Origin of the sequence: Hyphomonas jannaschiana VP2 (assembly GCF_000685215.1) — a bacterium.
Lineage (GTDB): Bacteria > Pseudomonadota > Alphaproteobacteria > Caulobacterales > Hyphomonadaceae > Hyphomonas > Hyphomonas jannaschiana.
The window spans coordinates 95,916-117,818 of the sequence record NZ_ARYJ01000007.1 but is presented as its reverse complement, the minus strand read 5'-3'; the positions used below and the strand labels follow the sequence as shown (position 1 = coordinate 117,818).

Below are 21,903 nucleotides of genomic sequence, written 5' to 3'. Positions count from 1 at the left end.
GGTCACGCTAAGAAGTACAGCCCGATCAGGATCAGGATCGGGACCAGTGACATGCCGAAAAGATTACGCGTGAAGGCGTAAGTGCCGATCCATTTGTCAATTTCCGGATCGCCGCTTTTCGCTGTCCGCGTGACCATCTCGACATTGTCGCCCTTGATGACTGTATCGTCCGACAGGATGTATTTCTGAAGTGATCCTTCCAGCAGCAGCGCGCCGAAATAGAAGAGACCGCTGAAGCTGATACTCGCAAACGCAAAGGCCATGACGATTGGTGCGACTTCCGGCTTCCGGAATTGCCCCATCAGCCAGAGCGACAGGATCAGGACGCCTGCTCCCACAATCAGGGCGGCGATCTGGATCAGCCTGAGACGCCTGAAATCCGGCCCTTGGTCTGAGTTGTCAGTCATGCGGTGCGTCCTCCCGCTTTCCTGTCCCACACTTTCAATATAGCAGAGCGGACATGGACACGACCACCCGCCCCGCCCCGATCCGCCCGACGCAGCCGAAAGTCGGCATCGTCTCGCTTGGCTGCCCCAAAGCGCTCGTTGATTCTGAGCGGATCATCACGCGCCTGCGGGCTGAAGGCTACCAGATCGCGCCGGATTATTCTGGCGCTGACCTTGTGCTGGTGAACACCTGCGGCTTCCTCGACAGCGCCCGGGATGAAAGCCTTGAGGCCATCGGCGAAGCTATCGAGGCCAATGGCAAAGTCATCGTGACCGGCTGCCTTGGGGCTGAACCGGATGTCATTGAAAAGGCCCATCCCAAGGTGCTCGCAATCACCGGACCGCACCAGTACGAAGCCGTAATGGACGCGGTGCATACGCACCTGACGCCGCCGCACAACCCGCATCTGGACCTGGTGCCAGAAGCTGGGCTGCGCCTCACGCCGCGCCACTATGCCTATCTCAAAATCTCTGAAGGCTGCAATAATCGCTGCAGTTTCTGCATCATTCCGAAGCTCCGCGGGGATCTCGTTTCCCGGCCGATCCACCACGTGCTGACCGAAGCCGAACAGCTTGTGAAAGCGGGCGTCAAAGAGCTCCTCGTCATTAGCCAGGATACATCCGCTTACGGTCTCGATGTCCGCTACAAGCCGGAAACGTGGCGCGGCACGGAATACGAGACCCGCTTCCTTGATCTGGCGAAGGGCCTCGGAAGTCTCGGCGTGTGGACGCGGATGCACTACGTCTATCCCTACCCGCACGTCGACGCCGTCATTCCCATGATGGCAGAAGGCCTGATCACGCCCTATCTGGACATTCCGTTTCAGCACGCCTCGGCGAATGTGTTGAAAGCGATGAAGCGTCCGGCAAAACAGGACAAGGTTCTGGAACGCATCCAGCAATGGCGGCGCGATGTGCCTGAGCTGGCAATCCGTTCCACCTTCATTGTCGGCTTCCCGGGCGAGACCGAGGAGGACTTCGAAATCCTGCTCGACTTCATTCGCGAGGCGAAGATCGATCGCGCTGGCTGCTTCCAGTACGAGAACGTCGCGCACGCTGACAGCCGCACTCTGCCGGATCACGTGCCGGACGAAGTGAAAGAAGACCGCTGGCACCGCTTCATGCAGGTCCAGGCCGAAGTCTCAGCCGCTCGCGCGAAAGCGCAGGTCGGCACGGTTCAGGACGTCATCGTCGATGGAGCTGATGAAGAGCCCGGCATCATGATCGCGCGCACGAAGGCCGATGCACCAGACGTCGACGCGGTCGTTTATCTCGACAACGCAACCCATCTGAGGCCAGGCGACATCGTGCCGGCGAAGATCACCGGCGCCGACGATTACACCTTTACGCGACGCCTGCCTGAGCGCGCATCCGCTCACCAGCCTTCCGCGCTTCGGCCCGGCGCTGATCCATCAGCTTCGCCATCATGCGGTTATAGGCTTCGAGTGTCTCTGGCTCGGCCAGTTCGGGCCGGCCGCCGGGATAAGGTGGAGCGGGTGCATATTCGTACCCCAGGGTGAGCGCCTTGGCGTACGCCTCCCCGGCGATCTCCGCCACCATGGTGAGCGCAAAATCGATCCCTGCTGTCACGCCGCCACCCGTAAAGATGTTCCCGTCGCGCACGACCCTGCCTTCGTCGACGCTCGCGCCGAATTCCGACAGCAACTCCCGCCACGCCCAGTGACACGCTGCGCGCTTGCCCTGCAGCAGCCCGGCGGCCCCGAGGATGAGCGATCCTGTGCAGACCGAGGTAACATATCTCGCGCCCCGCCCCAGACGGCGGACCTCGGCGACGAAGGCCTCGTCCAGAGCAATCTGGGTCGCCGTCACACCGCCGGGAACACAGAGCAGATCGCATCGGTCGATGTCGGAGAGTTTCTGAGTGCGGCCAATAACGAGGTTGCCTTCGGCCACGACGTCTCCTCCGTCGCGGCTGGCGATCACGGTCTGCGCATCCGGTAGTCGGCACAAGATCTGGTGTGGTCCGGTAAAGTCCAGATGAGTCATGTTATCGTAGACGGCAAATACGGTGGTGAATGGCTGGCTCATGGTCGGCCTCCTTGCTGGCCTGCTCTTTCTCGCCTAAGTACCGACTGGCAGAAAGGACATAGTTTCCATGATTTCCGCCAATCCAGTTCCTCGTGAAATCGGTGTCCTCGTCTTCGAGAACTTCCAGTTGCTCGATGCGGCCGGGCCCATATCCGTATTCGAAATGCCTACTCGCGGCCTGGATCCGTCGCCTTACCGGCTGACGGTCTATTCGCTTGAGGGCGGCCCCGTCCGGGCGTCCTGCGGCGTCTCCATGCACTCCGAGCAATTGTCTACGGACCTGCAGCTGGACACCCTGATCGTGTCTGGCGGTGAAGGCACACGGCAAGCAATGACTGATGAAAGAATCCTCAATTCAATCAGGAAGTTATCGCACAATACCAGACGGACAACTTCCGTCTGTTCCGGTGCATTTCTGCTTGCCGCAGCCGGCCTTCTGAACGGGCGCCGTGCCACCACGCACTGGCGCCGTTGCGCTGACATGCAGCGGCATTTTCCAGACGTTATCGTCGAGCCGGACCGGATCTTTGTACAGGATGGGAAGTTCTGGACGTCTGCGGGAATTACGGCTGGCATCGACCTCGCCCTGGCACTCGTTGAAGATGATCTGGGCGAGGAGGTCGCACGCCGCTCCGCTCGCGAGCTCGTCGTGCACCATCGCCGCTATGGGGGCCAATCTCAGTTCTCGGTGATGCAGGACATCGAAAGGGCCTCCGGCAGATTCGATTCCCTGATCGACTGGATCCGTGCCCATCTGGCCAATGACCTGAATGTCGAGGAACTGGCTGACAAAGCAGGCATGAGTTCCCGGAATTTTGCGCGGGTTTTCCGTTCGGAAACAGGGACCACGCCGGCGCGGTTTGTCGAAAAACTGCGTCTGGAATCTGCTCGCCGGCAGGTCGAAACGTCTTCGCGCTCACTTCTTCAGGTCGCACAAGATACTGGCTTCGGCGATACGGAGCGGATGCGCACCTCCTTCATCCGCGCATATGGCCAGCCCCCCATGGCTCTACGCAGACAAGTACGGGGTGGAGACCTTGCGCGGGAAAACTGAAGAAAAATTATCGAAATTCGACGATTGACATATCGTATTTCGATAATTCATAGTGACTCCAACTCAAGGAGCCCTTCATGACCCGCACCGCTATCTGTCTCGCTGCTTTTTCGATGCTGACCGCACCAGCCGCATTTGCAGACACCAAGACCTATTCCGCACAATCCTTCTCGTCCATTGAAGCGGCTGGCCCGATCGATGTCATTTACGAACCTGCCGCGACACCAGGAATTGTCGTCGAACAGGCGGAAGGTGATTTCAGTGATGTTTATCTCGACTTCGATGGCGATACGCTGATCGTATCCCGCAACAGCGTGCGCGACCGTTCCGGCTGGTTCAACAATGTGTCGGTCCGTGTGAAGGACGACCGGAAAATCGTGAAGGTAAACGGCAAGCGGGTGCCCTACTACATTGTTCGCGTATCCGGTCCGGATCTGACCGGGGTTACCTCCAAGAACTCAGCCAAACTCACCGCGACGGGTGTAGACAGCGAGAGTTTCGACGCCCGTGCCTCTTCCAGCGGTGACCTGATTCTGGCCGGCGCAGCCCCCACAACCAAACTCCACGCGTCTTCCAGCGGCGACATCTTTGCAAAGGATTTCCGTGCTGAAACGTTGGACCTGCACGCTTCCTCCAGCGGGGACATTGAGGCCGTGTCGTATGGGACCGGACCAATCCGGATTGAAGCCTCATCGAGCGGCGATATTGAATTGGAATCCCGCGGCGCGGCGGAGTTCATCATCGATGCGTCTTCCAGCGCAGATATTGAACTGTCCGGCGCATGCACCAGCATCGCGGTCGAAGCCTCGTCGAGCGCAGACATCGAAGCGAATGAGCTGCTCTGCAGCACAGCCAACATCTCGGCCTCCAGCAGCGCAGATGTCAGAGTCCACGCTTCTGATTCCGTGACCGCCCAGGCCTCAAGCGGTGGCGACATCTACGTGTCCGGAAATCCTGCAACGCGTGACATTTCCCGGTCGAGCGGTGGAGACATCGATTTCCGCAGCTGATCGAAAGGACCGGCTCCCATGTTGAAACCCCTGCTCGCTTCCGCTGTCTTCACGGCTGCCGCTCTCACTGCCCTGGCTGATACGTCCGAAACATATGACTTTACCGGCTTCGACGAACTCGACATCGCCGCGGGTGTAGAAGTTCATTTCGCGACCGCCCCTGATTACAAAGTCATCGCGGAGTTTCACAGGGGCGGTCCGGACGACATAAAAGTCAGGCAGGATGGTGATCGCCTTTACATCTCCCGCAAGATGATGTCCGGCGGAGGTGATCACCTTCGCGTCACCCTGACCATCACCGCTCCGGATCTCAATGAGATCGAAGCCAGTTCGGGATCATCCATCCTGGCTGAAGGAATCTCCGCCGAGAACTTTGACCTCAGTGTGACGAGCGGCGCGTCGGCGGATTTGTCCGGCACGTGTGGCAGGCTGAAACTGAAAGCCGGTTCAGGTGGCAATGCTGATGCGAGAGACCTGAAATGCGAGATAGTGACCGCTACGGCGAACAGCGGCGGCGCCGCGAAAGCATTTGCTTCGGAATCTGCTACCAGCAAGACATCAAGCGGTGGCAGCGTGGACATCTGGGGTAACCCGCCAGACCGGTCAGCAAATCGCTCTCTCAGTGGCGGAAGTACAGACTTTCACTAGCTGAAGTCAAAATCCTCGAGACGATAGTCGGAACCTGGCCAGCTGAGGTCCATATCCTCAAGCGCGCCGCGCACCAGCCGCGCAATCATGGCATTGCGCCGTGTGCGGCTGTCCGCCGGAATGATGTACCAGGGCGCATGCTCTGTGGAACAGCGCTGAACGGCTGTCTCGTAGGCTGCCATGAAGTCTTTCCAGAGCGCCCGATCGTCGAGGTCTGCCGGATTGAATTTCCAGTATTTGTGTTCCTCTTCCAGACGTTCGCGAAGTCTGATGCCCTGCTCTTCATAGCCGACATTCAGCATGCATTTGATCAACGTCACCCCGTTTTCCGAAAGGTGCTTTTCAAACGCATTGATCTGGTCGTAGCGCCGTTCGACATCCTCCGGACTGGCATAGCCCCGGACCTTCACAACCAGAACATCTTCATAGTGAGACCGGTCGAAGATGCCGACATGCCCTTTCTTGGGAACCGCGTTGTGAACCCGCCAAAGGTAATCTCGTGCCAGCTCATTGGAGCTTGGCGCTTTGAAGGCTTTCACTTCCATTCCCAGCGGCGTGGTTTCTGCGAAGACGGACTTGATGGTGCCGGACTTCCCCGCAGTGTCCATACCTTGCAGCACGACCAGAATGGACCGCTTCTTCTCTGCGTAGAGGATGTCCTTCAGCTCATTGATGACGGCGGCATCTTTCTTGAGGCTGGTTTTCGCGACTGACTTGTCTTCGAACAGGTTGCGATCTGCGCTATCGCGACTGGAGAGGTCAAACGCCTTTCCTGGCTCCGCGATCAGGTGATTTCGGACATCGGAAATACCGGGAATGCGCATGGGATTGAATCTCCAAAGAAAAAGGCCGCACCAGTCTGGCGCGGCCTGATCCGTAGTTCAAGAAATCGGCTGTCTTACGACGAGTAGAATTCGACCACCTGGGCCGGCTCCATCTTCACCGGATACGGCACGTCAGCCAGCTCCGGGACGCGCGTGAAGGTCGCGGTCATCGCCTTCGGATCAACTTCAACATAATCCGGCAGGTCACGCTCCGGGCTACCGAGTGCTTCAAGCACGAGCGCCATGTTGCGGGACTTTTCGCGGATCTGCACAACGTCGCCCGGCTTCAGGCGAACCGAGCCGATGTTGCAGCGACGGCCGTTGACCAGGACGTGGCCATGATTGACGAACTGGCGCGCGGCGAAGATCGTCGGAACGAACTTGGCGCGGTAAACAACTGCGTCGAGACGCGATTCCAGCAGGCCGATCAGGTTTTCAGCGGTGTTACCTTTAAGGCGAGCCGCTTCTTCGTAGACGCGAAGGAACTGCTTCTCGGTAATGTCACCGTAGTAGCCCTTCAGCTTCTGCTTCGCCATCAGCTGCATACCGAAGTCGGACGTCTTGCTGCGACGGTTCTGACCGTGCTGCCCGGGCTTGTAGTTGCGCTTGTTGACGGGGGACTTCGGACGGCCCCAGATGTTCTCACCGACGCGACGGTCGATCTTGTACTTCGCGCTGTGGCGACGTGACATGGTAGTACCTCAATGTCGACGCGGACCGGTGGGCAAGCTCATCCTGCCCACGATTTCAACGGCGGCTCCGCACCATCCCGTTATGAAGCGGCGGGTAAAACACCAAACTGGCTCTTCCGTCAAGCGGCGTACCTGCTACAGCTACCCGAAATAACATGGGAGGAAATCATGGGTTTACTGGATGGCCGCGTGGCTGTGATCACCGGCGCGGGAAGCGGCATCGGCCGGGCTGCAGCAGAAGCGATGGCAAAAGAAGGCGCATCTGTCTTCGCAACCGACATAGATGAGGACGGCCTCAAGCTCACCGCCGATACAATCAAGGCCGCGGGCGGCAAGATCGAAACGCTCAAACAGGATGTGACTGAAGAGGCGCTGTGGGATGAGGTGATGGAGCAAGCTGAAGCAAAGCTCGGCCGCCCTTCCATTCTGGTGAACAATGCAGGCATTGCGATCGGCGGCGCCATCCCCGAGTTTTCACTTGATGACTGGAAGACCCAGATGTCGGTAAACGTCGACAGTGTCTTCCTCGGCACACGCGCGGCTATCCGGAAAATGCAGGAAAGCGGCGGGTCCATCATCAATATTTCATCGGTCGCAGGCCTTCGGGGTGCAGCCGGCCTAAGCGCTTATTGCACTTCCAAAGGCGCCGTACGCCTGTTTTCCAAAGCTGCTGCAGTGGAGTGCGCCCGCGCGGGCTGGCCGATCCGCGTAAACTCCGTGCATCCGGGTATCATCGATACGCCCATCTGGCAGAAATCCATCACCCGCCTTGGCGAAGGCATGCCGGTAATTCCGGACGTTCCGGCCGGTGCGAATGCGCTGGATGCTGACACGCTTGGCGCGCAGGCATCACCTATGGGACGCCCTGGACGACCGGATGAAGTTGCGGACCTGATCGTCTATCTCGCATCGGATAAATCCAGCTACATCAACGGTCAGGAGCTGGTTGTTGATGGAGCCATGACGGCAGGCAGCTGAACCGCTTCTTTTGGCTACTTAAACGAGCAGTCAGGATGCGGGACAGCAAGAGTGAGACAAGCCGCACGATTGACGTGTCGCGGGTCAAGCCGACCTCAGGGTTCGGTTCAGCGGCAAGACCGGAGATCGGCAAAAAACACTCATCCCGGAGCCGTCTGCTCGATAACGGAGACCCGAGGGGTGATCCCGTTTTTGAAAGGGATTGCCCCTGCTCTCCAAAGCGCCTCCGAAAGTGCCGATCGGGAATCACTCAATGCCGCCAAAAGGACATGCTTAATCTTCTCCAATCGCTCGCAAATCAGGCTGATCGTTCTCTCACTAAATGAAAAACTTTGCAGGGACGCGAACTTGCCGGTATGTCGGAATAATCGAAAACATTACAGATTCAGGCAAAGGGCACTCAGAATGGTCTGGCCTTTAAACTGTGAAACACCGGTTTTCGGTCGCGGGCGTATCCCGTTCGTATAGTTTTAAATAGCAACTGCCTAGAATTGTGCAGTGAGATGGCAAGAAGTGTCTTGAGTGATGAACGTGTGCACCACGATCATTGAAAACCCACGCCTCCCGGTCAGCCTGGTGCTCTCCGAGAATGAGGTGAAAATCGGCGTCGCGAAACAAAGCGCTGCTCCGGAATCGACGGTTTTGCCCCCGATTTACCCTGAATGGTTGGGCGACAGGGCCTTTTCAACAACGCATGGCATACGTTTCAACTATGTCGTTGGAGAGATGGCTCGCGGCATTACGACACCACGTATGGTTGTCGAAGCGGTTCGGGCGGGATGCGTCGGCTTCTATGGAAGTGCGGGGCTGCCTGTAGAAGAAATTGAACGCGGTATCCGGGAAATCAAAGCCGGACTTTCGGAACACCAGATCAGTTGGGGCGCCAACCTCATCCATACTCCCCAGCAACCAGGATATGAGGCGAGTGTTGTGGACCTCTTCCTTCGCGAAGGCGTCCGCCGGGTATCTGCCTCCGCTTACATGCGCCTCTCGCCGGAAATTGTGAGATACACTGCGCTGGGGCTCGAGCGCGATGCACAAGGGAAAATCCGCCGCGTCAATCACGTCTTCGCAAAGGTTTCGCGTGCCGAAGTCGCCGAACAGTTTCTGTCACCGGCGCCAGAAAAGATCCTGAGTGATCTTGTCTCTTCCGGAGCCATCACCAAAGCGCAGGCCGAGTTGGCAGCGATGGTTCCTGTCGCTGCCGAGATCACCGCAGAAGCCGATAGCGGTGGACACACCGACCGGCGTTCAGCAGCGCCGCTCTTCTCTTCCATATGCGCCGCACGCGACCGTGTTGCCGCTAAGACTGGCATTGATCCCGAAACAGTTCGGATCGGACTGGCCGGAGGCATTGCGACCCCGCAAGCCGTTGCGGCGGCCTTCGCAATGGGAGCGGCCTATGTGCTCACCGGTTCGATCAATCAGGCCGCAGTTGAGTCAGGTCTGTCTCTTGCGGGCCGCCAAATGCTAGCGAAGGCCGGACCTGCGGATGTCGCAATGGCGCCGGCTGCCGACATGTTCGAGCAGGGCATTGAAGTACAGGTTCTGAAGCGGGGCACACTTTTCGCGATGCGCGGAAAGAAGTTCCATCAGCTCTACAGATCGGGAGCTGCCTTCGAATCGCTTGATGCAAAAGAGCAGGCTTGGGTCGAAGATGTTCTGGGCGAACCATTCGATAAGGCATGGACCGAAACGCGGGAGTATATCCGGCGGGTCAATCCGAAAGAGGCGGACAAAGCCGACAAAGATGGCAACAAGCGACTTGCCCTGGTCGCACGACGGTACTTGTTCTCGGGCGCTCAGTTGGCACGTGAAGGCGATCCGAAGCGCGTTACCGATTATCAGATCTGGTGCGGCCCAGCCCAAGGCGCCTTCAACGAATGGGTCGCAGGCACATTCCTGGAAGACATTGCCAATCGCACGGTTCAGCAGATCGCCTGGAACCTGATGGAAGGCGCCACACGGATCACGCGCGCTTCCCAGTTGAGAGCGCTTGGCGTGGCCGTCCCCCCCACCGCCTTTAACTATGTCCCACAAAAATTTGCTGAAACGGAGCCTGCCTGATGGCTAAACCAAACGCGGCTCCGATTGCAATTGTCGGCCTGGGAGCCGTCTTCCCCGGCCGGGGCGATGTAACCGGCTTCTGGCGGGACCTGTTTGAAGGCAGCGACCTCATCAGGGATGTTCCGCCAACGCATTGGCTGATCGACGACTATTACGACGAAGATCCGAAGACAAAGGATCGTACATATGGCCGTCGAGGGGGGTTTATTGATCCGTTGGCATTCGATCCCCTCTATTTCGGGATTCCCCCCAAAGCCATGGAGGGAACCGACACCGCTCAACTTCTCGCACTGATCGCGGCTCAGATGACTCTGGAAGACATCGAGCGCGACTCCGGCGGCATGATCGACAAGTCGCGAACAAGCATCATCCTGGGCGTTGCTTCGGCGACCGAAATGACGGCTCACATGGCTGGCCGGTTGCAGCGGCCCGCTTGGGTGAACGCGATGCGGCAAGCCGGTCTTGCCGAGAGTCAGGTTCAGGACATCGCAGCCCGGATCGAAGATCACTATGTCGGCTGGCAGGAAGCAACCTTTCCTGGCCTACTCGGCAACGTGATTGCAGGACGGATTGCAAACAGGTTTGATCTGACAGGCAGTAACTATGTCACCGACGCGGCCTGTGCCTCAAGTCTTTCGGCGCTTCAGATTGCCTTGCATGAACTCCGGTCCGGGGACAGTGACACCGTCCTGACCGGCGGTGTGGACGCGCTAAACGACATCCTGATGTATATGTGTTTCTCGAAAACACCTGCCCTATCAACATCAGGAGACTGCCGCCCGTTTTCGACGCGCGCGGACGGCACGATGCTTGGTGAAGGCGTAGGCATGCTCGCGCTGCGCCGGCTGGATGATGCCGAGCGCGACGGCAACCATATTTACGCTGTCATCAAGGGGCTGGGCGGCGCATCCGACGGAAAGGGAACGGCTATTTACAGCCCTGTTCCCCACGGCCAGGCACGCGCCCTGCAACGCGCATATGAACAGGCCGGATACAATCCTTCTACAGTCGACCTGGTCGAAGCACATGGCACCGGAACCAAGGCCGGCGATAAAGCCGAAATTGAAGGCCTGCATCTCGCATTCGGCGAATATCAAACGGATGAGCCATGGTGCGCCGTCGGCTCTGTCAAAGCGCAAATTGGCCATACCAAGGCAGCCGCCGGGTCCGCCAGTCTGATCAAGGTGACTCACGCACTCAGTCGCAAAGTGTTGCCTCCGACAATAAAAGTCGAAGAGCCCGCCGACGCGATCAAAAATAGTCCCGTCTTCTACCTCAATACAGAAGCCCGCCCCTGGATCTCTCCCAAGAAACGCCCGCGCCGGGCGTCCGTCAGCTCTTTCGGGTTCGGTGGAAGTAATTTCCATGTCACGCTGGAGGAATATACAGGTCCGAACGCGATAAAGCCCTGGCGTTCTCTGCCATCGGAACTGTTCCTCTTCTCAGCAGATTCACCTGAAGCACTTGCGGTACAAATCGAAGACGCTTTACCCCCCACAACAGAAAGCGAATTCGCCTTCAGGGCCTCACAATCACAAGATGCTTTTGATCGCTCAGCCCCTGCTCGCGCCGCAATTACCGGATGCTCCCCTCAAGACTTTTCCGAAAAGGCCTCCTCTGTTGTGGAAGCACTCAGGCGTGGCGAGATCGGCAAACGCCCCCTCAAGATGGGCTGCCACGTCTCTCTGGATCCGCCCACTGACGGAAAAGTCGCCTTCATGTTCTCCGGGCAAGGCAGCCAGTATGTCGGAATGGGATCCGACCTTGCAATGGGCTTTCCGGCGGCCCGCTCTGTCTGGGACCAGGCCGCGGGGCACAAACGTGCTGGGGATTTAAAGCTTCACCGTTTAGCTTTTCCGCCCGCTGCATTCGATCAGGTTGAGCATGGCGACCAGACTGATCGCCTGAAAGCCATGGAACACGCGCAGCCCGCTATTGCCGCTGTCGCCCTGGCCCAACTTTCCCTGCTTGAGCTAGCTGGTATCAGGGCCGACATGACGGCCGGGCACAGTTTCGGCGAGATCATGGCCTTGCACTATGGAGGCACGTTCAACCTGGCGAACGCGCTGACTGCAGCTGTTGATCGCGGCGCGCTGATGGCGGAAGCAGCCAACTCTACTGCAGGCTCCATGATGGCTGTCCAGGCTGCCGCCGAGGACGTCGGACATCTGCTGGAACACTTTCACCCGGATCTTGTACTCGCCAATGACAACGGGCCCAGCCAGATCGTCCTTTCTGGTCCATCAGAAATCATTCGTAAAGCAATCGAAGTCTGCGGACAGCAGGCTCTCAAGGCCCGCGCCCTGCCCGTCGCGACGGCATTTCATTCAAAGATCGTCGCTTCGGCAGTGAAGCCATTCGAAGCCGCGCTCACGAAACTCCGTCCACGCAAGCCAAGTTTGCCTGTTTACGCCAATGCCACGGCTGAACCGTACTCATGTACCGCCGCTCAGTTACCGGCGGAAATTGCGAGCCAGCTGGAATCCCCAGTCCGTTTCCGGGAACTGGTTGAGCAAATGTACAGTGACGGTGCGAGGATATTTATTGAAGTCGGTCCCGGGGCTATCGTCACAGGTCTCGTGGATGACGTTCTAGGTTCAAGGCCGCATACCGCTTATTCACTCGACAACAAGCGCGTAAATGGCGTGACCCAGTTTTTGTCAACGCTTGGTGCACTTTCCGTGTGCGGCGTGGCGATTGATTTTGCCAGCTTGTTTGATGAGCTGCCTGCCGAGCCGCCAAGACCGGCTCCGCCAAAACACGCGGTGATGATCTCAGGCGCAAATTACGGAAAGCCCTATCCGCCGCCGGAAGGCGCTTCGGGTCGCGCCGCCCCCAATCCTGAAACACCACTTTCGCCGATCACACCAAGGCCGGAAACGAAGCATCCCCAAGCCGCTCCGACCAAACCCAGATCCTCTCATTCCTTCTCTGCCCCAAGCCCTCAGGAACCAGCCATGCCGGATTCATCTTATTCCTCGTTCCCGTCCATTCCATCCTATGAGCCTTCAGGCTCTGCAGGCGAAACTCCGGCCGAACGCGTCATGATGGAAGTCTCGCGCCGCCATGCAGATTTCCTGAAAGTCGCCTCATCCGCCCACGCAGCTTATCTGAACACAGTTGCGCAAGTCATGGGTGGCGCAGGTGCCGTACAGAGCGAACCGGTCAAAGCACTGCCTGAGCCTTCTGCCAGCCATGCGCCGCAGCCTCGTCAGGTAGAACCCGCTACGGCGCCTGTTGCGCCCGCCCGACGTCCCGTTCCGACACCACCTGCAGAACGGGCGGTTGCTCCCGTTACGCCTCCAGTAACGACGCGGCCAGTCCCCACCACACCAAAGACAGAAGCAACACCGCATCAATCGCCAGAAGCCGTAAAAGCTGAACAGTTCGACGCTGTCAGTCTCGTGCGAACCATCATTGCAGACAAAACCGGTTATCCGGAAGACATGCTCGATGCCGATATGGACCTGGAAGGTGAACTGGGTGTCGACTCGATCAAACAGGTGGAGATCCTGTCGACGCTCCGTGAAGAAATTCCCGACCTGCCTGAGATCGATCCGGAGCGTCTCGTCGAGTTGCGAACCATTTCTGCAATCGCCGAGATGATCGCGGGCGCAGAAGGTGCGTCTACGTCTGCACCTGCGAGCAAATCCGCCCCTCAACTTGCGTCTGCGACGCCTCAGGCAACTCCGACTGCCGGCTTAGCAAGCACTGGCATCACCACTGATGTCGTCAGAGATCTGATTGCTGACAAAACAGGATACCCCAGCGATATGCTGGAAGACGACATGGACCTGGAAGGTGAACTTGGCGTTGACTCCATCAAGCAAGTGGAAATTCTTTCTGCTCTTCGTGAACAGCACCCCGACTTGCCGGAAGTCGATCCGGAAGTTCTCGTGGAACTGCGCACAATCAGAAAGATCGCTGATTTTTTTGCCTAAGGGGCGGAACGCAAGAAACGGCGATCCGTCCCTCTGGGACAGATAGAGGTAACACACCGTACACGAATTCCGTGCGCGTTCTGAGCTCCGTTCTAGTGGCATCATACGAAGCGATAGCCTCTCTTGAGAGCTTCGGTCCGGTCTCGATTACTAATGCGGCGCCTGAATACGCCAAAGCACTCCTGACAGAAATTGAGTCTTCAGGTGGCGCTGGCCGCATAATTGATGAGCCAGAAGGAAGCGGGACACTTATTCTAACTGAGGGGCTCTCACAGATAGAGCCGGCTGAACGGCACTATCGCGCGCTGAAAGCGGTTCTTGCCGTTCAAACAGGAGTAAAAACAATCCTGTTGAGCCGCACCTCTTCACCCGTTCTAGCGGAAATCGGAGGTGCGGCCGGAATGGTTCGATCTCTCAGGCAAGAGCGTCCGGACGCTGAGGCCTACTCCATATCCATCGCACAAGATACAAACCCAGGCTCCGTAGCGTCCAAAGTCATACAGGCGCTGTCTCTTCCCAATGGAGACTATTCGGTCCAACGTAACGGAATATATCAGGATGTTCTGGGTGAGGATCACTTGTCCCCTGCACCCCCCGAGCAACAGTCTGATTTCAAACCCATCTGGCTCGTCTCCGGCGGCGGCCGGGGGGTAACGGCAGACTGCACGGCAGAGCTCGCCAGACGAACGGGTGGCACATTTATTCTTCTTGGACGATCCGACGTCACCCCCTGGCCTGAATGGCTCCCGCTCGAAAGAGACTTGAAAACCCTTCGCGGATTGCTTGCGCGCAATAGCGGCCAGCCTGGAATGCCCAGAAAACCGATGGAGATAGACAAATATGCCCGTCGCCTTCTGGCGAGTTTGGAAATCTCCAACACGATCGCGTCCATTGAACAAGCGGGCGCCAAAGCCCGGTACATTCAGGCGGATATTGGCGATGCCAACCAACTACACACAGCCCTTCAAGACATCCAGAATGAACAGGGCCGGATAACCGGGCTCGTCCACGGCGCGGGTGTTCTGGCAGACGGAACGGCTGAATCTCTACGTCCGGAAGACTTCCAAAGGGTGTTTGGCCCAAAAGTCTCAGGACTGGAAAACATATTGGCATCATTGGATGTGAACTCATTATCTCATATCGCCCTGTTTTCATCCGCATCGGCCGTATTTGGAAATGAGGGACAGGCGAATTATGCGGCGGCCAATGAATGGCTCAACAATGTTGCCCTGCACTTGGCGGGCGAGCTACCGGCTACTCAGGTGAAAGCTTTCTGCTGGGGGCCATGGCAAGGCGGCATGGTCGACGAAGCACTGGCCCGCATGTTTGCCGAACGCGGGATCGGCCTCATCGGTAAAGCCGACGGGGCAAGAATATTTGCTGACCAGCTACTCCAATCCCCACATGACCAGATCCGTTTTGTGGTTGGCGACGATTGGGGCGAGTAATGAATTCATTCGAGCCTGTCGCCATCGTCGGACAGGGGTGCGTTCTGCCTGGCGCCAATACACCTGAAGAACTCACCCGTCTGATTATGGAAAATAGGGTCGTCTATGGCCCGGTCAGCCCTGAGGAGTTAGGCCTGCGCGGAAATGCAGCCAAGGGTCGCTCATATGTATCCGGGCGCATTTGCAGGTTCGATCAGATTTTCGACCCTGGACAGGCAAAGCTGAAATCCGTCAATCCAAATGAGCTGGACCCTGTCTGCAGCTGGCCGCTAAAAGCCACGCTCGACGCATGGGATAACGCTAGTCGTCCAAAAGTACGGCCGTCCGCACTCGGTGTTTTTGTCGCGAACCTCTCATACCCCTCTGCAGGTCATGTCGCGTTCGCTTCTCAGTTCTGGAAACACGAAGAAACGCCGCCAGCCCATTCTGTTCTCAATTCTGCGCTGCCCGCCAAGCTGATCGCGGAATCACTTCGTGCCACGGGCCCATGTCTTTCGCTGGACGCCGCCTGCGCATCGTCTCTGTACGCCATCGATATTGCCTGCAGAAAACTTGGTGCCCGGCAGATCGACTGTGCCGTCGTCGCCGGCGTTAACGCGGCAGACAACCTGATCCTCCATATCGGCTTTGAGGCGCTGAACGCGCTCAGCCCTACGGGGCAATCCCGCCCGTTCGTTAGAGGCGCGGACGGACTTGTACCCTCAGAAGGAGCCGCAGCCCTTGTGCTGAAGCGCCTGAAAGATGTGGAGGCCGGGGAAAAAGTCTACGGCGTAATCCGCGGCAGTGGCTTGTCCAATGACGGGCGGCGCAAAGGCCTGCTTGCCCCTGCGGCGGAAGGTCAGGCTAGTGCGATGCAAAAGGCCCTGCAAGACAGCGCAATAGATCCGCATTCTGTCCAATATATAGAGTGCCACGCGACAGGTACAGCAGTCGGCGATGGCGTTGAGATCTCGTCGGTCACATCCGTCTACAAAGACCTTGATCATCTGCTTCTAGGCTCTCTTAAAGCCAATACCGGCCATCTTATCACTGTTGCCGGCCTTGCCAGCGTGCTGAAGCTTACCGGAGCCATGAATGAGGAACGCATACCGCCTACGCCTCTGAGTGGTGAGCTGCTGGATTCAGTACAAAACAGCGCCATGGACGTTCCAACCGCCGCGCAGAACTGGAAAAATTCCGGAGAGCCGCGCCGAGCTGCCATCAGTAATTTTGGGTTTGGTGGGAACAATGCTCACCTCATTCTGGAAGAGCACCGAGCGGCCACGCGGAAGAGCCGCAGCCGGGTCATCAAGACGTCCCCTTCTCCGGAGATTGTCATCTGCGCCGCATCCGTGATGGCTGGCAGCGATTGCACCACAGACAATGTTCTCAGACGCCTGATGAACCATCCCATCAAAGCGCCGGAAAAGCTGGAGGAAATTGGTGCCAATGCGGTTTATGCCCGCTCACCGCCCAAAGACCTTGCTAAGGCAGAACCGCAGCAACTCGCCATTCTATCCTCTGTCTGCGAAGCCCTTGGTCGCATCAGTTCCCATGAGGCTGAAGAAACAGGCGTTTTTGCCGGTATGACCTGTGCGGCAGACTCTGCGCGCTGGGCATTGAGAGAACGCTCCAAAGCCAATCCGGCGCAGTCGCCAGACGAGGTTGCGCCCCAGCTTGATGCCGCCGCCGTCCTGGGCGCTATGGCCAATATGACGGCAAACAGAATTACGTTCGCGCGGGACATCCACGGGATGGGCTTCTCCGTTTCAGCTGGTCCCGCCAGCGCATTGGCAGCGCTCGACCTTGCGATGGATGCACTGACCACCAGACGTCTGTCTACCGCCATTGTGACCGTTGCGGATTTCGCGACTGAACCGGTTCGTGCTCGTGCGCTGGCTGAGCTGTTTTGCGTGGATCATCCCGCTGACGCGTCAGCCGCCCTTGTTCTTAAGCGGCGCGAGGATGCTGAAGCGGCTGGAGATCCGATCCTTGCCAGTATCAGCCCGGTCGACTGGAAGAGCAGAAAAGGCCGCCCGGAAACGGATCTATTCCGCAAGACCTACGGCCAGGCCCCTGATGCCGCACCTCTTGTGCAGATCGCGCTGGAGTGTCTGCTGAACGCTCACAGCCACAAGCTAATGGAGTCTGGCGCCGTTCCGGCACTCTCCCTGAAACGCAGAAAGCGACAGATGTCCGTCGCGGCTGATCTGGCGAATGCCGGTGCATCGGTTTCATTTACGCTTGAGCCACCTCAGGTCATGCCCGATCCACTCCGGCCGACGCCATTCATGTTTCACGCCGCCGCTGCCAGCCGGAGGAAACTTGCCGCTGCATTGAAAGCCGGCCGGGACGGTGGTCGGGGCGCCTGCCGGATTGCCCTAATCGCGCACGATGCGGACGACCTCGACAAGCTGCGCGCCTCCGCCGCGCAATCGCTCGCGGAAGGCCAGCCCCCTTCTGGAGAAGGCATCTACTTCGGTGAAGGAGAAGCTGCGGGTGAGCTGGCATTCATGTTTACCGGCTCTGCGGCCGTGTATCCGCGCATGGCAAGACGCTTGTTGATGGCATTTCCAGAGATCCGGAAAGCGCTCTCCAAATTGTCCCGGGCGGAGGAGATTGCCGCCCTGCTGTCTCGGTCGAACCTCACCGAATTCGAGCAATTGTGCGCCGGTACGCTGGTAAGTCAGGCACACTCGACCCTGTGGCTTGAGCTGCTGAAGGTGAAGCCTGACGCCGCGATCGGCCTCTCATTGGGAGAGTCCAACGCACTGTTTTCATTTGGATACTGGAAAGACCCCGGCGCGCTGCTGGATGAAATCTCCAAAGCCGCGATGTATGAGCGGCATATCGGCGGCGAGTTCGAAACCGCGAAACAGGCCTGGGGCCCGAATGTCCCGTCAGACTGGACCAACTGGCGACTGCAGGCGCCAGTCGATCAGATCAAACAAGCGCTCGTACGGCACCCCGGCGTTGAGATCACCATCATCTACACAGATGACGACTGCATGATCGGTGGCCCCGCAGACGCCTGCAAGCAGCTTTGTGATGAATTCGGCAAACAGGCCGGCGTAAAGATGAACCAGCACCTGATCGTGCATGCCAGAGCCATGCGGCCATTTGCCGATACGTGGCGGCGGCTGCACACGCGGGAGGTGCACCGGGGCTCTGGTGTGCGGCTCTATGCCAATGCCATACACGCTGCTTACGAGCCTGAGACGGATCGGGTCGCGGATATGCTGACGCGGCAGGCAGTGGATACGGTCGACTTCCCAAAGACAGTCCGTCAGGCCTGGAAGGATGGCGTGCGGACCTTCCTGGAGCTCGGCCCGCGGGACACCTTAACCTCGAGTCTCTCCAAGACACTGAAAGATAAGCCTTTTAAGGCTATTGCGACAGACCGGATCGAAGCATCCGATCTCGGCCAGATCGCCCACGCCGCGGCCTTTCTCTACGCCGATGGCCGCGAAATTGACCTGAAGCCACTGCTTGAAACCCTCGCTGCAGCCAGGAAAAACGAGACCGTTCCGCGCCGCAAATGGAACGTCACCAGACCGGTACCTTACCCCATGCCCAAGATCGCCGAAGCCCCGCCAGAGCCTGTCCAGAACGTTCTTCCTCATGCGCCCAGGCTGCGCATACCGGACTATGCCATGACTATAGCGGACCAGGTCATGATCCCGGCCGCACCGGGGAAAGCCTCCGAACCGCACAAATGTCTCGAACCGCCGCGCAAAGTGACGAGCGGTACGACGCCGCTCAAGCCACGTTCGCCCAGCGGCCCGGTGCGCGACCGAAAGGCGATTGAGGCGTCGACCCGTGGCAAGATGTCGGAATTCTTCGGGCCGGATTTTTCCGCCCAGGACGGTTTCGAGCGGCAGGTCCGGCTGCCCGCTCCCCCGCTGCTGCTCGTCGACCGGATCACCGGAATCGATGCGGCACCCCGGGAAGACGCCGCCGGGACCATCTGGACCGAAACCGACCTCTCCGGGCACAAAGACTTTGTCCATGATGGACGCGTGCGCCCCGGGCCGCTGATCGAATGCGGCCAGGCAGACCTGACCCTGATTGGCTGGATGGGCGCTGACCTGCAAAACAGGGATGAGCGTGTCTACCGCCTGCTCGGGTGCGAAATCACCTTCCACGAGGGCGGCCTCCCTTCCGAGGAAGACACGCTGAAATTCCAGATCGAAATCACCGGCCACGCCGAGCTTGCCGGGGTCCGGATGTTTTTCTTCCAGTATGACTGTTACGCAGCCAGCCGGCTCGCCTTCTCGGTGCGCAATGGGCAAGCAGGCTTTTTCACGGATGAAGAACTCGCCAACAGCAAAGGCGTGATCTGGGACGCAACCAGGGACGCGCCCCCGACCGCCACGCCGGTCGAATTTACCCCACAGCGCGTCAGCCAGAAACGTAAATTCTCGGCTGCAGATGTCAGCGCGTTCCGCGAGGGCGACGCCTTTGCCTGTTTCGGCAAAGGCTTCGAGCTTTGCGCGGCCCATTCCAATCCCCCTCATATTCCTGACGGAAAACTTGCCCTATTCGACGAGGTGATCGCCTTCGATCCACAGGGCGGGCCCTGGAAACGGGGTTACCTCCGCGCGCGGGCAGCAACGCCTGCAAACAGCTGGTTCTATGACGGCCACTTCCACAAAGATCCCTGCATGCCCGGCACACTGATGGCGGAAGCAGCAGTTCAGACTCTGGAGTTCTATGCGGCGGCTGTGGGCCTTACGGTTGAACGGGATGGATATGTGTTTGAACCCATTCCGGGACACACGGCGAAGTTCGTTTGCCGGGGACAGGTTATTCCGGACAAGGATCATGATGTAACGTATGAAGTCTTCATCGATGAAATCATCGATGGTGAGACACCGGAAATATACGCCTCCCTTCTGGCGCGCTGCGATGGGCACAAGGTCTTCCACTGCCCGCGGTTCGGCATCCGCATGCGCCGCAACTGGCCGGCTCCGCGGGTCGACGCCAAGCCGCTCCTGATCGGCCCAGAGCGGGAAAGCCGTGGCGACCAGGCCGCCTTGCTGGACTGTGCAAACGGCGCCCCCTCCGCAGCCTTCGGTGACATGTACCGCCGCTACGACGATCAGGGCAACGTACCGCGCCTGCCCCAGCCGCCTTACCATTTCATCTCGCGGGTGACGTCCGTCACCACACGCCCGGCCGAAGAAACGCTCGGCGCGACGATGACCGCGGAATACGACATACCGGCAGATGCCTGGTATTTCGACGACAACGTCAATGGCACAATGCCGTTTGCTGTTCTGTGCGAGATTGCGCTTCAGCCATGCGGCTGGCTCGCCAGCCATTCCGGCTTTGCGCTTGTTGGCACCCTGCGGTTCCGCAACCTCGAGGGCGATGGTTTCCTGCATATGGAAGTGGGCCGTCATGACGGTATGCTGAAGGTCCGCAGCACCCTGACGAATATCGCCAAGGTCGGTCCGATGACCCTTGTGTCGTTTGATGTGGACGTGGTCACGGGTGATGGCCGCAAGGTTCTGGACCTGAAGACGCAATTTGGCTTCTTCCCGCCTGCCTCGCTTGTGCGGCAGGCGGGCCTTCCGGCCAAACCTCACTTCACATCGGCATTCGATCTGCGACCGGCACCGGTCCAGATCGACATGGAGGAGCCGCGCGCTTCCGGCCGGATGAAAATGATCGACGAGGTTGATTTCTGCGACCCGAATGGCGGCGAAGCGGGCCTTGGCCTGATCCGCGCGCAACAACATGTCGATCCGTATGCGTGGTACTTCAAGGCGCACTTCTATCAGGATCCTGTCCAGCCCGGATCCCTGGGGCTCGATGCGCTGGTCCAGGCGCTGACGCAGCTCGTCTGGAAGAAGGGCCTGCAGAAAGGCATGACCCATCCGCACCTCACCACGTTGGCACCGAATGCCCCCATGAAGTGGAGCTATCGTGGCCAGGTCACGCCGGAGCGCAAAACAGTCACCAGCGTGATGGAAATCCTGAGCATCGATGACCGGGAAGACGATATTCTGATCACCGCCCGGGGCAGCCTCTGGCGGGATGGGCTACGCGTCTACGAGGTCGGACCGATGTGTGTTTCTCTGAAGGATCTTGGCTAGACGGATGTGGCACGGCTGAGAACCAGATCGCCGATCTGGAAACGCTCCACCCGCAGGCTCAGGCCATCGTGCTCAAGACTGAACCGGTCCTGCTGACCTGAGATAAACGCCTGAGGCAGGCGAAGTCTTGGTGCACCGCCCTTCAGCCCCGTTCCGGCCGCCTTCAGGATCGCCTCCTTGGCGGCCCAGCAGCAGAAGAAAGCGGCGAGTCCCCCTGCGCCCTCGACAGCGTTGCGCACCTCTCTGGCTTCATCCTCAGACGAAAGCATGGGAAGCATGGCATGCCAGCCAATTGGACGGATTGTTTCAACATCCACCCCGACATGCCGCGACCGCACGAGGGCCAGGGCATTAGCCGCCCCGCTGTCTGAAAAGCTGACCGAGACATCCGGAAAGTCTGGCAGGAAGGGCCTTCCGGCCTGATTGTGGGCGATGACAATGTCAGTGGCAGGCGCCCCCAAAAGGCTGGACAGGAGCTCGCGGCGGCGGCTCAGGCTATGGCCAAGCCGCGCCCGCTTTTCGGGCGACATCAGGCGTGTAATGCGGGCTTTCTCATTAGCCGAGAGCACGGCCTCGTTCACAGGCCCCGATGCGGAATGCCAGAACCACGCCCCCTCCGCGCCGCGCTCCGGGGGACCACATTCAGGGAAGGGTTTGAAATCCTGC

13 protein-coding genes and 1 pseudogene are annotated in these 21,903 nt (G+C 58.8%); 9 read left to right on the top strand and 5 right to left on the bottom strand.

All coding sequences use genetic code 11. The annotated features are described in order from the left end of the window. Positions 1 to 2: 2 nt before the first annotated feature. Positions 3 to 407 carry a hypothetical protein gene (locus tag HJA_RS12080; RefSeq protein ID WP_035582608.1) on the bottom strand — a complete coding sequence of 135 codons (405 nt, stop codon included), beginning with the start codon at positions 405 to 407 and terminating at the stop codon, positions 3 to 5. Between the two features lie 53 nt (positions 408 to 460). Between HJA_RS12080 and rimO the strand changes: the two are divergent. Continuing rightward, positions 461 to 1,729 (top strand): annotated as a pseudogene (gene rimO / locus HJA_RS12075) (30S ribosomal protein S12 methylthiotransferase RimO); the annotation flags it as partial. 61 nt (positions 1,730 to 1,790) lie between these two features. Here the strand turns inward: rimO and HJA_RS18775 are convergent. Next, a complete protein-coding gene (locus HJA_RS18775) occupies positions 1,791 to 2,495 on the bottom strand; it encodes a DJ-1/PfpI family protein (RefSeq protein ID WP_035582606.1) in 705 nt (234 codons plus the stop codon). A 67-nt stretch (positions 2,496 to 2,562) separates the two neighbouring features. On the opposite strand from HJA_RS18775, the gene HJA_RS12065 reads away from it, so the two are divergent. The 3 genes from HJA_RS12065 (at position 2,563) to HJA_RS12055 (ending at position 5,207) form a co-directional block, all read left to right on the top strand. After that, complete coding sequence (locus HJA_RS12065; RefSeq protein ID WP_035582603.1) at positions 2,563 to 3,549, top strand: GlxA family transcriptional regulator; 987 nt, start codon at positions 2,563 to 2,565, stop codon at positions 3,547 to 3,549. 77 nt (positions 3,550 to 3,626) lie between these two features. Beyond that, positions 3,627 to 4,559: a GIN domain-containing protein gene (locus HJA_RS18070; RefSeq protein ID WP_051597632.1), complete on the top strand. Its 933-nt coding sequence runs from the start codon at positions 3,627 to 3,629 to the stop codon at positions 4,557 to 4,559. Between the two features lie 18 nt (positions 4,560 to 4,577). Next, positions 4,578 to 5,207 (top strand): GIN domain-containing protein, encoded by a 630-nt coding sequence (locus tag HJA_RS12055; RefSeq protein WP_035582600.1) that lies wholly within the window; start codon positions 4,578 to 4,580, stop codon positions 5,205 to 5,207. On the opposite strand, the gene HJA_RS12050 is transcribed toward HJA_RS12055, so the two are convergent. Both HJA_RS12050 and rpsD read right to left on the bottom strand, forming a co-directional pair. Beyond that, positions 5,204 to 6,031 (bottom strand): PPK2 family polyphosphate kinase, encoded by an 828-nt coding sequence (locus HJA_RS12050; protein ID WP_035582597.1) that lies wholly within the window; start codon positions 6,029 to 6,031, stop codon positions 5,204 to 5,206. The genes HJA_RS12055 and HJA_RS12050 overlap by 4 nt on opposite strands. Before the next feature lie 74 nt (positions 6,032 to 6,105). Next, positions 6,106 to 6,723, bottom strand: a complete 618-nt coding sequence (gene rpsD / locus HJA_RS12045; RefSeq protein ID WP_035582594.1) for a 30S ribosomal protein S4 — start codon at positions 6,721 to 6,723, stop codon at positions 6,106 to 6,108. A gap of 168 nt (positions 6,724 to 6,891) precedes the next feature. Here rpsD and HJA_RS12040 point away from each other — a divergent pair, with 168 nt between their 5' ends. From HJA_RS12040 to HJA_RS18065, 5 genes are all read left to right on the top strand, one after another. Then, positions 6,892 to 7,701, top strand: a complete 810-nt coding sequence (locus HJA_RS12040) for an SDR family NAD(P)-dependent oxidoreductase (protein WP_051597631.1) — start codon at positions 6,892 to 6,894, stop codon at positions 7,699 to 7,701. Positions 7,702 to 8,226: 525 nt separating this feature from the next. After that, positions 8,227 to 9,768 carry a PfaD family polyunsaturated fatty acid/polyketide biosynthesis protein gene (locus HJA_RS12035; protein WP_155839970.1) on the top strand — a complete coding sequence of 514 codons (1,542 nt, stop codon included), beginning with the start codon at positions 8,227 to 8,229 and terminating at the stop codon, positions 9,766 to 9,768. Next, positions 9,768 to 13,709, top strand: a complete 3,942-nt coding sequence (locus HJA_RS12030) for a type I polyketide synthase (RefSeq protein WP_035582770.1) — start codon at positions 9,768 to 9,770, stop codon at positions 13,707 to 13,709. Before HJA_RS12035 ends, HJA_RS12030 begins: the two co-directional genes overlap by 1 nt. 95 nt (positions 13,710 to 13,804) lie before the next feature. Then, on the top strand, positions 13,805 to 15,157 hold the full coding sequence (locus HJA_RS12025; protein WP_155839956.1) for an SDR family NAD(P)-dependent oxidoreductase: 1,353 nt from the start codon (positions 13,805 to 13,807) through the stop codon (positions 15,155 to 15,157). Continuing rightward, a complete protein-coding gene (locus HJA_RS18065) occupies positions 15,157 to 21,237 on the top strand; it encodes a type I polyketide synthase (RefSeq protein ID WP_051597629.1) in 6,081 nt (2,026 codons plus the stop codon). Before HJA_RS12025 ends, HJA_RS18065 begins: the two co-directional genes overlap by 1 nt. Here the strand turns inward: HJA_RS18065 and HJA_RS12015 are convergent. Continuing rightward, positions 21,234 to 21,806, bottom strand: coding sequence for a 4'-phosphopantetheinyl transferase family protein (locus tag HJA_RS12015; RefSeq protein ID WP_162177055.1), 573 nt, complete (start codon positions 21,804 to 21,806; stop codon positions 21,234 to 21,236). The genes HJA_RS18065 and HJA_RS12015 overlap by 4 nt on opposite strands. Positions 21,807 to 21,903 lie beyond the last annotated feature (97 nt).

Bases quoted from the DNA above. Each gene is read 5' to 3' on its own strand.
- HJA_RS12080 (WP_035582608.1), bottom strand. From the start codon at position 407: ATGACTGACAACTCAGACCAAGGGCCGGATTTCAGGCGTCTCAGGCTG.
- HJA_RS18775 (WP_035582606.1), bottom strand. From the start codon at position 2,495: ATGAGCCAGCCATTCACCACCGTATTTGCCGTCTACGATAACATGACT.
- HJA_RS12065 (WP_035582603.1), top strand. From the start codon at position 2,563: ATGATTTCCGCCAATCCAGTTCCTCGTGAAATCGGTGTCCTCGTCTTC.
- HJA_RS18070 (WP_051597632.1), top strand. From the start codon at position 3,627: ATGACCCGCACCGCTATCTGTCTCGCTGCTTTTTCGATGCTGACCGCA.
- HJA_RS12055 (WP_035582600.1), top strand. From the start codon at position 4,578: ATGTTGAAACCCCTGCTCGCTTCCGCTGTCTTCACGGCTGCCGCTCTC.
- HJA_RS12050 (WP_035582597.1), bottom strand. From the start codon at position 6,031: ATGCGCATTCCCGGTATTTCCGATGTCCGAAATCACCTGATCGCGGAG.
- rpsD (WP_035582594.1), bottom strand. From the start codon at position 6,723: ATGTCACGTCGCCACAGCGCGAAGTACAAGATCGACCGTCGCGTCGGT.
- HJA_RS12040 (WP_051597631.1), top strand. From the start codon at position 6,892: ATGGGTTTACTGGATGGCCGCGTGGCTGTGATCACCGGCGCGGGAAGC.
- HJA_RS12035 (WP_155839970.1), top strand. From the start codon at position 8,227: ATGAACGTGTGCACCACGATCATTGAAAACCCACGCCTCCCGGTCAGC.
- HJA_RS12030 (WP_035582770.1), top strand. From the start codon at position 9,768: ATGGCTAAACCAAACGCGGCTCCGATTGCAATTGTCGGCCTGGGAGCC.
- HJA_RS18065 (WP_051597629.1), top strand. From the start codon at position 15,157: ATGAATTCATTCGAGCCTGTCGCCATCGTCGGACAGGGGTGCGTTCTG.